This is a genomic window from Paenibacillus sp. FSL R5-0923 (assembly GCF_038009145.1).
Classification (GTDB): Bacteria; Bacillota; Bacilli; order Paenibacillales; family Paenibacillaceae; genus Paenibacillus_AQ.
On the sequence record NZ_JBBPAT010000002.1, the window covers coordinates 1052247 to 1065348 of the forward strand.

At 43.1% G+C, this 13102-nt stretch carries 9 protein-coding genes; 7 read left to right on the forward strand and 2 right to left on the reverse strand.

The window, feature by feature from the left end:
* Positions 1-746: 746 nt before the first annotated feature.
* Entirely contained in the window at positions 747-2243 is a 1497-nt protein-coding gene (locus tag MKX35_RS29840) for an amidase (protein ID WP_076284279.1), read from the reverse strand.
* Between the two features lie 216 nt (positions 2244-2459).
* Between MKX35_RS29840 and MKX35_RS29845 the strand changes: the two genes are divergently transcribed.
* Complete coding sequence (locus MKX35_RS29845; RefSeq protein ID WP_042186061.1) at positions 2460-2927, forward strand: MarR family winged helix-turn-helix transcriptional regulator; 468 nt, start codon at positions 2460-2462, stop codon at positions 2925-2927.
* A 75-nt stretch (positions 2928-3002) separates the two neighbouring features.
* Here MKX35_RS29845 and MKX35_RS29850 read toward each other — a convergent pair whose 3' ends face one another.
* A complete protein-coding gene (locus tag MKX35_RS29850; protein ID WP_076300052.1) occupies positions 3003-4634 on the reverse strand; it encodes an MDR family MFS transporter in 1632 nt (543 codons plus the stop codon).
* A 217-nt stretch (positions 4635-4851) separates the two neighbouring features.
* Here MKX35_RS29850 and MKX35_RS29855 point away from each other — a divergent pair, with 217 nt between their 5' ends.
* From MKX35_RS29855 to MKX35_RS29880, 6 genes are all read left to right on the forward strand, one after another.
* Positions 4852-5373 carry a MarR family winged helix-turn-helix transcriptional regulator gene (locus MKX35_RS29855; protein ID WP_076300051.1) on the forward strand — a complete coding sequence of 174 codons (522 nt, stop codon included), beginning with the start codon at positions 4852-4854 and terminating at the stop codon, positions 5371-5373.
* Between the two features lie 152 nt (positions 5374-5525).
* Positions 5526-6293, forward strand: a complete 768-nt coding sequence (locus MKX35_RS29860; protein WP_256716347.1) for a metallophosphoesterase family protein — start codon at positions 5526-5528, stop codon at positions 6291-6293.
* A gap of 117 nt (positions 6294-6410) precedes the next feature.
* Complete coding sequence (locus tag MKX35_RS29865) at positions 6411-7448, forward strand: helix-turn-helix domain-containing protein (protein WP_076284276.1); 1038 nt, start codon at positions 6411-6413, stop codon at positions 7446-7448.
* Between the two features lie 3 nt (positions 7449-7451).
* A complete protein-coding gene (locus MKX35_RS29870) occupies positions 7452-8714 on the forward strand; it encodes an FAD-dependent oxidoreductase (protein ID WP_076300050.1) in 1263 nt (420 codons plus the stop codon).
* A gap of 377 nt (positions 8715-9091) precedes the next feature.
* A complete protein-coding gene (locus MKX35_RS29875; protein ID WP_076300049.1) occupies positions 9092-10009 on the forward strand; it encodes a DUF5692 family protein in 918 nt (305 codons plus the stop codon).
* A 1595-nt stretch (positions 10010-11604) separates the two neighbouring features.
* Positions 11605-12990, forward strand: a complete 1386-nt coding sequence (locus MKX35_RS29880) for an MATE family efflux transporter (protein ID WP_076284273.1) — start codon at positions 11605-11607, stop codon at positions 12988-12990.
* Positions 12991-13102 lie beyond the last annotated feature (112 nt).

Sequence of the window (13102 nt, forward strand, 5' to 3'; positions counted from 1 at the left end):
GGAAACCCCTGAAATGATATAGCAAAAACCTTGTAGATGAAGTGACGAACGTGTTCAAGCCGATCGCGCATCTCGAAAATCAGTCGATCATGCCAAGCGAATTCTTTCTGCCCTTTGGAGGAAATTGGACGAAGACAATCTTTGGTTTCAGTTAGTGCGGTTGCTAGATGCCGTGAAGAGGGCAAAAACATAGTCCCATAGAACCTGCGCCCAGCGCGTTTTCTATTTGAAGGGATGAAATTTATTTACTAGCCTAGTCGACAAACCGTCTGCTGAACTTAAAGTAGGATGAAAAGAAAGGAACAGAGTGAGCACCTCATGTAAGAGCTGCTTGATTAGACTGAATGTTTTTATTTCACGCAGTTTTTCAAATAGTACAGAAAGAAGCCTGCACTAATAAAGAGTACGGGCTTCTTTCTAGCAATTTTATCTCTATTCATATAATAATATAAGTATTCATCTATTAAAATATACATTGTTATACTATTATCTTTCGAAAATATTATTAGATAATCAAGTTATAGGTACCAGAATCATTAATTTATTAATATATATCTGCTATACACTAGCGCTAATACTATTATCTATTTTGATCCAATCATAGTCATTGTTTGGCCATCTCATTTTGATTTGATTCAAATCTTTATCGATCTTCCTACGATCATTATATTCTCAATAGGATCGAACATAGTTAAGTAATAGAACTATGATCCTCAATTGACTTAGCCACCACTTCATGAATTTCATCATGGAAAGAGCGGATTCCCTGTCATCCCTACCCACAGCTCGGATTGTTCAAGATGGGCTGCAAGCTGAAGCAGTAAATCTTCCCGGCCTTTAGCAGCCATTACCTGTACCCCCAACGGTAGACCCTCTTGCGACATATGGACGGGAACGCTCATAGCTGGCTGACCCGTCAAATTGGCGAGCTGGGTGAACGGTGTGTAGGTTAGGCTTGGTTTAAACATAGCGTAAATCATTCGCTCTTGTTCCTCTTTCGGCAACTCATGTACATGCAGCAGTTTTTCTATTTCAGCAGAGCTATGCGTTAACTCGCCAATCTTAGGAGCTGAATCCGCATTTGTTGGTGTGATATACAGATCGTAGCGGTTAAGCAGACCTGCCATTTGAGCGGCTGCAATATCCCATTCATCCAGACTATGCACAAATTCTGCCGCAGAGACTTTTCTTCCGGCTTCCCCAAGGACCCAAGTAACGATATCGACTTCACTGGAAGTAATGGAACGTCCCATCATTTTTTCCAGCGATACGAACATCGCTGCCACTTCGCCAGTATTCATCGTATAGTAATTCTCCATCAGCCTAACACCATTTACTGGACTTAGCTTTTCTTCAACTTCATACCCCTCAGCTTCGAGCCATTTTACAGTTTTGAGCACAGCAATGACTGCTTCATTCGTTACAGGAGTGCCTACTGGAGAAGCTGTTGTGAACGCTATGCGTAGTTTTCGCTGTGTTGGCTTGAATAGATCGTCTAAGTAGACGCCCGGATATAGAGGTGTTTGAAAAGCAGCCTCTGGCTGCACAACCTGTAGTAGATCCAGCATCGCAGCACTATCGCGTACGGACCTTGTCAATGCAAAGTCAATAGAAGCGCCTTGCCATTGACGACCGACACCTGGTCCTACTGGAGTACGTCCACGGGTGGGCTTCAGTCCGAACAAGCCGGTGAACGAGGCAGGGATACGGATCGAGCCGCCACCATCACTAGCACCCGCTGCCGGAACAATACCAGAAGCTACCGCTGCAGCTGCACCACCACTTGAACCGCCGGGGGAATATTCCGGATTCCACGGATTACGTGCCGGGCCATGAAGGACGTTCTCGGTAATGTTTTTGAGGCCGAATTCTGGTGTATTCGTATGTCCAAGCGGAATGAATCCGCCGTTTCTGATTCGTGCTACGTAGTTTGAGTCACGTCTGGCAATATTGTCTTTCATAAGCAAGGCACCCGAAGTAAGAGGTTCTCCAGCGATAGCTTGGGAGATATCCTTGAGCAGAAAAGGAACGCCGGCAAACGGGCGAGTGCTATCATGAACAGGCATATCGTCAGCTTCCTTAAGAGCAGCTTCTCTACGAGTACGTACGACCGCATTAAGAACTGGATTAACTTCATCGAGCCGAGCGAAAGCGGCTTCGACAAGCTCACGAGGGGAGACTTCACGTGCTTTGACAAGCGAAGCAAGCCCTAGAGCGTCATATGTAGAATAAGAAAAGGACATGATAGATAACCTCTTTCGAATAGGCGTGAATTGCCTGTATTTTATATATAACAATGTATCATTTATCGTCAGTAAAGGACGACCAAGCCCTTTCTTCTGATCCCATTATACATCTCGATAGTAATGATTTGAAAATGGATATCTGACATCTATCAATTCTTTTTTAAGCTCGATTAGGCTATACTTAGTGTTAAATGGATCTTATGGGGTGTACTGATGAACGAAGATAAATATCAGAATGTTGATGGACTAATGGAAGCTTTCCAGCAATTTGCCAGGATGAATTGGCGTAAAACTACAGTCTGGGGATTGAAGCCAAGTGAGGTTCGGATGTTGGTTTCTTTAAAGCTCGGCAAGGAACGGGAAGGGAAGAAGGGCCAGACAGTATCCGATATCAGCAAGTTTCTTAAAGTCACTTCTCCTACGGTTACGCAGATGGTCAATAGTCTAATTGCACAGGGATATGTAGTGCGTTCTGCCGATGCCCAGGATCGCCGAATCAGTGAGATCACGCTTACGGAAAAAGGAGAGCATTTGGCCGAAATGGCCGTGACGAAATCCCGAAATACCTTTAAAGGCATGATTGATTATATGGGTAGAGAAAAGACAGATTCGTTAATGGAGCTGTTAAACGAAGTCTACGATTATTTCGAAGAATTGAACGATCAACCAACCGAATCCTAATCTCCTTCACATAAAAAAGAGATGCCGCACAGCCAAAGCTGTTTACGGACATCTCTAATGTATATTTATTTGTGATTAGTGTGCAGCAGGTACTGACTTTTCAAGGTTTTTGCCTTCGCTTTTTCCCTCTGCAGTTACCTCTGTTTTTTTCTCACCACTTCGTAACGGAATCTCTTTAAGGAACAGGACAAGCAATGCTGCAATGACTAACAGTGCCGTGCCGCTTAAGAATACAACCGTCAGGGAATCGCTTAGTGCGTTTCGCAACATCTCAATCAATTGATTGAAGAGCGGCTGGATCTGCTCTGGCAGCGTTGCGTGCAGTTCCTTCAGCTTAGGCTGATCTAGCAGCATTTGCGGATTCATAAATGCGGAAAGCTGTTTAGCGGATTCAGGGTCAAGTTTGGTTAAATCTGGACCCTTGCCAGAGGACACTGCTGCCTCTAGTTTATTCGTTAATGAAGTGTTCATGATGGTACCCATAATAGCGATACCGATGGTTCCACCTAAATTACGGAACAAAGTATTTGTAGCAGTAGCAACTCCTAGCATGGAGGGAGCTACAGCATTTTGCACGGTTAAGGTAAATACAGGCATCGATAGTCCTAAACCAATCCCGAAGACTATCATGCTGACTACGGCCATCGCAATGTTGCTCATAAAGGCCATTATGATCATGGCTACAACCATAAATGGCATACCCATCAGGGCATAACGCTTGTATTTACCTGATTTGGAGATCCATCTACCCACGAGCGTACTAAGTACAATCATTGCCAGTGACATTGGCATATTAATGAATCCGGAGTTGGTCGGGGAGACACCTTCTACACCTTGGACAAAGAATGGCAGATAGATCATTGCGCCCATCATACCAGCATTCATCAGGAAGCCGACAACCATGGAGATGGTTACGATGGAATTCTTAAATAAGGATAATGGCAATACTGGACTTTTAGCTTTTCGTTCAATCAGAATTAAAATAATAACTCCGAGAATAGATGCCCCGAACAAGCTGAGAATCTCTGGGGAACCCCATTCATATTTTGTACCCGCCCATGAAAAGCCGAGCAAGAGTGCAACAATGGTAAGGGAAAGGAAAATGGAGCCTAAGTAGTCAATGGATTCTGAAGTGGAGCGTGCAGTTTTAGGGAACATTTTCCAAATCATAAAGAAAGCCACGATACCGAAAGGCAAGAAGATCCAGAAGATCCATTTCCAAGCCATGTGATCCACCATGAAGCCCCCAAGGGTAGGACCAATTACACTAGAGAATCCAAATATGGCCATCATAATTCCAGTCCACTTGGCTCTCTCTCTAGGAGCGAACAAATCACCTACAGCGGTTACGGTAGCCGACATTAGAATCCCGCCGCCAAGACCTTGAATCCCGCGATAAGTGATCATTTGGAAAATATCTGTCGACAATCCGGACAGGAAAGCGCCTATAATAAAAATAACGATCCCCGCTAAGAGGAATGGCTTTCTTCCATAGATATCGGATAATTTGCCGACAAGTACGGTAGCGATTGTAGAGGTGAGCATATAGATGGTAATTACCCAAGTATAATGTTCAATGCCTCCTAACATCGCAATAATTCGGGGCATTGCAGTACCCACAATGGTCTGGTTGATTGCTGCGAAAAACATAGCCGCCATTAAAGCAATCATAATTGTAACTTTTTTCTTTTGCGAAAGATGCTCCAGAGCTGTTCCTCTCCTTTAAGTTCTATATATTGTAGTTTGGGATTTCATGTCTTAATAATTAGGTAGCCAAACTATCATTTATGTATAATACACAAATTCATCATTTAGCACAACTGTTTAATTATTTAATTTTTATGGAAACAGAATGTGATTTGGACTTGATTTTTTGGAAATAGGTAAGTAATCTAATTAGATTGAGTTAAATTGGAGGTGCCCTATGGATACTCAAAATAGTCAAGAGCAGAAGCTAATCATTGCCTTTGAAAATATTAAACGTTTGACCTCTCGTCCGTCCTCGAAGGAAGCTATTTCTTATAGAGAATTTATGATGATGTATGTCATAAACAATTTAATGAAGCGAAAGAAGCATTCAGACGAAGTCGAAGAGCAGCGGGGAGTCATGATTTCTAGATTAAGCGACTTGCTCCAAATTAGCAGACCTACTGCGACACAAATGGTTAACAGTTTGGAGGAGAAGGGTTACGTGGTGCGAACAACGTCCGATACCGATCGGCGGGTTGTATATATTGGTCTGACGAATAAAGGGGAGCAGATTTATGATTCCCAGATGGCTACTTTTTCAGGTATTTTAAGTGAAGTTACGGAAAAGGTGGGTAAGAAAGAGATCGACCAGTTGATTTTTCTATGTGATCGTTTTCAAGAAGCGGTGCATGAAGTCAGAAGCCGCCAGCTTTTTACTCAATCCGATGAAGATCCGCTCGTTATGGATTCCGTATAGCGACCATTACAAAAAAAGATATTTCGGTGCCTCTGCCCGGAACGTCTTTTTTTAATTATAAGAAGAAAGTATAAGTTTCACGATATACTTTATCCTTATAATTCTCGCATAAACGCTCACCGTCCTTTAAAGGACGCCGAAGGCGTTTTAGCTTGCAGCATCCAGAGCAAGGAGGAATTACAATCAGAATATTAGCGATTAGCGACATTCACGGAAGCTATTCCGAATTCAACGCATTATTAAAAAAAATAAACTATCGGCCATCCGAGGACAAGCTCATCCTGATGGGGGATTATGTGGATAGAGGTCTCAATAGTAAAGGAATTGTGGATCAAGTTATGGCCCTAAAGCGGGAATGGGACGTCACAGTTCTAAAAGGCAATCATGATAAAATGGCCTATGACGCGCTCACCAGCGAGGATGATAAACTGGATACGCATTGGCTAAACAACGGTGGTTTGTATACATTGATGAGCTATTGTGAGGCGGATTCTGACTTTTTTAAAGCGGATTTTGGCTGGCATGATTATATGCTGCTGAAAGAAGAAATTAGACAGAAATACAAACATCATTTGGATTTTCTAAGTTCATTGCCACTTTATCATGAGACGGAAGACCATATCTTTGTCCACGCAGGCATTAATCCATTAATAGCGGATTGGAAGCAGCAGGAGCCGTACGATTTTATCTGGATCAGAGAGCCATTTTATACGAATCCTGTAGTTAGCACTGACAAAACGGTTATTTTCGGTCATACCTCGACGATGGATCTACATGATTCGGAAGACATCTGGTTTAGTCCGCTGGGCGATAAGATTGGTGTGGATGGTGGATGTGCCTATGGTCAACGTCTGAACTGTTTGGAGATTTCCGGTGGGGCATACATCACACATTTTGTTCGGAATGGGGAGAAGCCTTGAGCTGTCTCTCTTTTTTAAAAATATTAGAAAGTATAAGTTTTTCACCTATCCTTTGTAGAATAGCACTGTATTTAACGCCAACTATGTATAAAATAAAGAGAATAGGGGGTGTAATAGATGAATGCAAACAACAAATATCATATCCTCATGCAAGGGACTATCAGCAACAATGTGAGCGAAACCTGCAAGGAGTTTGGCATATCCCGGACGATCTATTATCAGTGGTGTAAAGCTTATCAAGAGCAGGGGATGGATGGACTGGCAGAGAAGGAACGAAAGCCGGTAATGCCTAATAAAGTGGATAAGCGAACGGAAAGATTGATCTTACAATACGTTGCCAAATTCCCTGAAGATGGACCCAAGCGAATCTTTTACGAACTGCAGGATGAGGGTGTGAACATAGGGGAGTCAGGTATTTATAATGTGCTGCGTCGAAATGGACTTAGTAAGAGAATAGAACGGGAGGCTTACGCCAAAGAAGTTAAAGCAAAGAAGCGGGACGGCGCGCAAGCGGCTAACAGCAGAGGGTGTAAAGAGAAACCCAAACCTCTGGACTATAGGATGAAAAATCCGGAAAATGCTCATCCCGGGTATATGTGCCAACAGAGTATTAGCTATATGGGAGTGTTCCCAAGGGTAGGAAAGGTGTATCAATACGTGGTCTACGATGCCTATTCCAGATTAGGCTTAGTTAAGCTATATAATCGGAAGTCCGCCATTCATTTTATCGATTTTATGGATTTGAAGGTCATCCCATTGATGAAGACCTTAGAATTCCAAATTAATAATCTGGTTACGAACAAGAGTCGTGAATTTACTACGAACTGGGATAGAGGTAAACATAAATACAGCGATTTTTTACATAAGAACAACATAAATCAAGTAGCTATTACTGCAGATCAGACAGAAGTATTTCAACCCTTACAGCAATTTGCAGCGGTGTTGACGAAAGAGTTCTATCAGCAGGCTTGGTTGGATGATACGATTGATTCCTTTGAGACCTTAGAAAAGCGCTTACACGAATATTTGAGGATCTATAACTTCAGCAGGGTGATCACAGACGGACCTAATCAAGGTAAAATACCATCGGATGTCGCACTTGAGTATGCAGGTCAGCGTGAGACCTTGCCATTATGGTTATTTACAAGGAGATAACGGATGATGACTAATATGAAGTATGAAGACAGAATAGGGATCATCGGTGCAGGGATTTCTGGGGTTACAGCTGCTTACCAGCTCGCGAAAAAAGGATATAACCATATCACTCTCCTTGAGAAGTCAGACCGAGTAGGTGGCAAGTGTCATTCGATTGAATATAAAGGGAAAACCTATGAAATGGGAACCCTAATCGGCTTGCCAACTTATAAACATACGATTGAACTCATGAGGGAGTTTGATCTTATGGATAAGGGGCCACTCTTGGAACGGGGATTTTTTGATACAAATGGGCGAAAAACTACTCAGATTCCTATGGACCAAATTCAGATGTTTACCCAAGAATTCAAACGGTTGCCGGAAATTTTGAAACGTTATAAGTCACTACAAGAACCGGGTTTTCTACACTTACCGGCAGATCTATGTCAGCCCTTTTCAGATTGGTGTACGGAGAATGAGCTATCTGTAATTGGGCAGGTATATATGCATTACTTCAATACTTTTGGTTTTGGGAGTATTCAGGATGTGCCGGCCGCCTATGTATTGAAATTTCTTACTTATGATAATTTATTATCCTTTATTGAGATCACTCACATGATAACCTGGCCTAAGGGAGTTACTGAACTCATTAGAAGAATGGCCGACCAAGTAGAGGATCTGCGTCTGACTTGTGAAGTGCTACATATGGAGCAAGAGGGAAATGGTCAAGTTCGGGTGGAAACAAACCAGGATATCTTTTATTTTGACAAGGTTATTTATACTGCTTCCTTAGAGCATCTGGGCGATATGATTCACTTATCTTCGGTAGATAGAGCATTGTTTGAGTGTATAATCTATGAACGGTTTCGGGTATATGCTTACAGAGTGAAGGGGTTGCCGGAGCTTTCTGGATATATCCCCTGCAATATGAATCCTGAACGCAAGGGACATATGATGGCATGGTATTACAGGTGGGCAGATATGGGAACAACGGATCTAGTTACGGTTTATGTAGCGGAGAATGATGAGATGACAGATCTCGAGATGAGGGAAAAGGTAGAAAATAAACTTCGCGAGCTTGGCGGCGAGAATATCCGTCTGTATATGATGAAGCGCTGGAAGCAGTTCCCCCATGTAGATTCTAATGCGATTCGTGAAGGCTTCTATGAACGGCTTGATCAGATGCAGGGAAGAGATAAGATCTATTATGCTGGAGAAATCATGAATTTTCCTACACTGGAGAACTGTATCGTATATTCGAAATACTTAGTTGAAAGATTTTTTTAAAAATGCGTGAGTAGTAAGCCTTGTCCACAAAGAAATTTGTCGGCAAGGTTTTTTTATATTGCATAAAGTATATATTTTGGGCCTCTCACAAAGTAACTGAGTAAGCATTAAAGCAAAACTCCACTTTGTGGGTTTATTTTACGTTCGAGTTAGGTTTACAGTCTGTAGTTCTGTAGACATAGTTTCTAATAGATTCCCTTACTTGGGGTAGGACCTTGGATGAATTCCAGTCCTATTGATGTGTAAATTCAACTCGAAATGAGACTATGAAAACATTGATAAATCAACGTTTTGAGCAGTTTGATCGTTCGAAGGAGAATGGGATATATTGGACTCAAGACATAGCTTATATACAAAATATGAAGGAGGAATACATTATGTTTTTATTCGAATCGATTCCTTGGTACTCTGCTCTAATGTGGTTAGTGGTACTTGCAGGATTAATGATTTTCAACGAAATAGCTCGAAGAAGCAAGTGGTTCTCAATCATTCTGTTTATCATTGTCCCTATTGTTCTTACCATAGCGGTCTGGCCGAATACGGCAGGCGAAGGCTCCAGTACTGGAACATGGTTTCACTGGGTAAAAGTATATTCTGCCTTGGCAGGATGTATAGGGTTTATGGCTATCCGTTATGTTAAAGGATGGGACAAAAATAAATATATATTAATGTTCCCGGCGATTATCCTTGCAGTTAACATTCTTGAAGCAGTTATCCGTGATTTCCAAGTGTACAGCTTGCAAGGCATGGTGGATGGCGTAATGATGGTAGGTGGTCCTTGGAACATTATGAACGGGATCGCAGGTATTCTGAACATTATTACGATTTCTGGTTGGATGGGTATTGTTATTAGTAATGACAAGAGTAAGGATATGTTGTGGCCGGACCAGCTGTGGTTCTGGATCATTGCTTATGACATTTGGAACTTTGCCTATGTATATAACGCAGTTTCTGACCATTCCTTCTATGCAGGTGCAGCTCTTCTGATCTCTTGTACAATTCCAGCATTCTTCTTCAAAAAAGGAGCATGGCTACAGCACCGTGCACAAACCTTGGCGATTTGGATGATGTTTACAATGTCGTTCCCGGCGTTTGTTGGCGATTCAAAGTTCTCCGTACAATCTTCTCACAGCGAAACGGCACTTTGGGTTGTGAGTGCATTATCTTTAGCAGCTAATATTGCAGTGTTTGTCTATCACTTTTATAAAATTACCAAACATAAACGCAATCCGCTTAAAGTGGAAGTGTATACAGATTTAGCGGCTTATAAGACGATTGCCGAGAGTGCAAAATAATAGAAGGCTTAATAGTTTCTTTAAGAATCCGCGCCTAGCGCGGTTTTTTTTATGGAATAGAATTTATAAAATTTCGAGATTGCGGAGAAATGTGAAACGAATTTATAGGATGACCAATATTCAACTGGTGGCCATGGGGAGCCCTGTTTTTAATTGAGCACACGCCTTTGGGATGTATAACGGCCCGAGCGGACCTTATATCCTTCGAAATGCATGTTTTAGTCGAGCTTACGGACAAATGTATGCGAAAAACCGAATACAATGTGCCGACGGTAACGTAAGCGAGACAAATGTATGCGAAAAACCAAATACAATGTGCCGACGGTAGCGTAAGCGAGCCAAATGTATGCGAAAAATCGAATACAATGTGCCGACGCTAATGTAAACGAGCCAAATGTATGCGAAAAACCGAATACAATGTGCCGACGGTAATATAAGCGAGCCAAATGTATGCGAAAAATCGAATACAATGTGCCGCCATTAACGTAAACGAGCCAAATGTATGCGAAAAACCAAATACAATGTGCCGACGGTAACGTAGACGAGCCAAATGTATGCGAAAAACCAAATACAATGTGCCTACGGTAACGTAAGCGAGACAAATGTATGCGAAAAACCGAATACAATGTGCCGACGGTAACGTAAGCGAGCCAAATGTATGCGAAAAACCGAATACAATGTGCCGACGCTAATGTAAACGAGCCAAATGTATGTGAAAAACCGAATACAATGTGCCGACGGTAACATAAGCGAGCCAAATGTATGCGAAAAACCAAATACAATGTGCCGCCATTAACGTAAACGAGCCAAATGTATGCGAAAAATCGAATACAATGTGCTGACGGTAACGTAAACGAGCCGAATGTATGCGAAAAACCAAATACAATGTGCCGACGGTAACGTAAGCGAGCCAAATGTATGCGAAAAACCAAATATAATGTGCCGACGGTAACGTATACGAGCCGAATGTATGCGAAAAACCAAATACAATGTGCTGATGGTAACGTAAGCGAGCCAAATGTATGCGAAAAACCAAATACAATGTGCCGACGGTAACGTAAACGAGCCAAATGTATGCGGAAAACCGAATACAATGTGCCGACGGTAACGTAAGCGAGCCAGCGCCGTTATCCGCCCCAAGTCACCCGGGAATGGGCTTGTTTTAGGGAATAAGTGCAATATGGTCCGTCTCTCGGAACCTCACTACGAAGGTGTATATAGATACGATTATGGAATTACGGATGTACTCAGCTTGTAACTCTACTCTACCTCCAAGGAAGCCGTCAGGCGTTTTTCTTGCGTAAATGCAAAGATCGATCATAATCATCAGGCATAACGCAATCCGCTTAAAGACTTTTGCCAATACTTTTGATGAACGAATGATTCTATGGTCTGAAGCTGCATAATTCTGATGAAGTTTATGTTCTCCAAATATGTGAAGGGCAGTTACTGTTTTTTGACTCCTGATTAAAGACTTAAAAGTGTATCTATAGTAAACTGAATGTAAAGTGCCCACGGTATAATGGGTATAATTTGTTGAAGAGCTCTTCGGATGAAGAGTTTTTTCCATTTTACAGAAAAGAATGTGATATGTTATGCAGCTTCGGGCTAGTCTTCAGAAGAAAAGATTGCTGGAGAAATATCTTTCTGGGGAGGGGATGGATTATCGGCAAATTATAGCTTTATTTATTCCAATTCTGATTGACCAGGCCTTCATTATTGGACTTAATCTGGTAAATACCGCAATGATCAGCTCGTCCGGGATGGCAGCGGTCAGTGCAGTGAATATGGTGGATTCGCTGAATATTTTTCTGATCAATGTGTTCGTGGCGGTTGCAACCGGGGGGACAGTGGTAGTCGCGCAGTACAAAGGGAGCGGAAACGACCGGATGGTGTCCCAGGCTACGGCCGCTTCGGTCGCTTCGGTGTCGCTGATCGCTTTGGGAATCGGTCTGCTCCTGATGGGCTTACATACTCCTATATTGAACCTTTTGTTCGGAACCGCCTCACCCGAAGTGCTGGACAATGCCCGCATCTACCTGATCGGCAGCAGCATCTCATATCTGGGCATCGCGGTGGTTCAGGCGGTATGCGGAGCTCTGCGAGGAGTGGGCAAGACACGGGCTTCTTTGATGCTGTCGCTCATCATGAACTTGCTGTATGTTATTCTGAACGTGGTCTTCATTAACCTGTTGCACATGGGTGTGCTGGGGATGACGCTTGCGATTAATATCGCGCGGTATGCAGGTATGGTTTGTGCCCTGGTGTATCTGTTCAAGGTGGATACGGCCCTGCGGGTGCGTTTTCGTGACCTATTCCGAATTCCTCTGACCATGCTGCGGAGAATCATGTTCATCGGCGTGCCGTTCGCAGCGGAGCAGATGTTCTTCAACGGGGGGAAACTGCTCACTCAGGTGTTTATTGTCAGCCTAGGCACTTATGCCATTGCGACCAATGCCATTGCCGGCTCGCTGGCTCTGGTGTTTCAAATTCCAGCCAGCGCGCTGTCGCTAACTATTGTAACGGTGGTCGGCCAATGTATCGGGCGGGGGAATGTCTCTGAAGCCAGAAAGTTCATCAAGTCCTTTCTCTGGATCGGGTCCGGCTCTTTGGCGTTGATCGCCTTGATTCTGATGCCGCTATTCCACCCGCTGGTATCGATCTTTTCCCCACCTTCCGAGATCATTGATGATCTGTTTGTGGTGCTGCTGGTGAATTCCATTGCCCAAGTTCCGCTGTGGGCCGTCAGCTTTATTTTGCCGTCCGCACTGCGGGCAGCGGGAGATTCCCGCTTCACCTCAATTACCTCAATGCTGACGATGTGGCTGTTTCGGGTGATTTTTGGATACATCCTTGGGATCGTACTGGGCTACGGCGTCATGGGTGTCTGGCTGGCGATGAACTGCGAGTGGGCCGTTCGCGGGGGTATTTTTCTTTGGCGATTCAGGGGCGAAAAGTGGTTTGCACACAAGCTGATTTAGAATTGTTGTTAAGGATACGTACTGCCTACGCCAGCTGAGGGAAACGTAGCTCTTTTATATTAAAAACGTAAAAATACAGCACAGGGCAGCTTTTCTCATATTTACTAGAGAA

What these genes read in the sequence shown, in the direction of transcription:
- MKX35_RS29840 (WP_076284279.1), bottom strand. Translation starts at nt 2,243, where the DNA reads ATGTCCTTTTCTTATTCTACATATGACGCTCTAGGGCTTGCTTCGCTT.
- MKX35_RS29845 (WP_042186061.1), top strand. Translation starts at nt 2,460, where the DNA reads ATGAACGAAGATAAATATCAGAATGTTGATGGACTAATGGAAGCTTTC.
- MKX35_RS29870 (WP_076300050.1), top strand. Translation starts at nt 7,452, where the DNA reads ATGATGACTAATATGAAGTATGAAGACAGAATAGGGATCATCGGTGCA.
- MKX35_RS29875 (WP_076300049.1), top strand. Translation starts at nt 9,092, where the DNA reads ATGTTTTTATTCGAATCGATTCCTTGGTACTCTGCTCTAATGTGGTTA.
- MKX35_RS29855 (WP_076300051.1), top strand. Translation starts at nt 4,852, where the DNA reads ATGGATACTCAAAATAGTCAAGAGCAGAAGCTAATCATTGCCTTTGAA.
- MKX35_RS29880 (WP_076284273.1), top strand. Translation starts at nt 11,605, where the DNA reads ATGCAGCTTCGGGCTAGTCTTCAGAAGAAAAGATTGCTGGAGAAATAT.
- MKX35_RS29865 (WP_076284276.1), top strand. Translation starts at nt 6,411, where the DNA reads ATGAATGCAAACAACAAATATCATATCCTCATGCAAGGGACTATCAGC.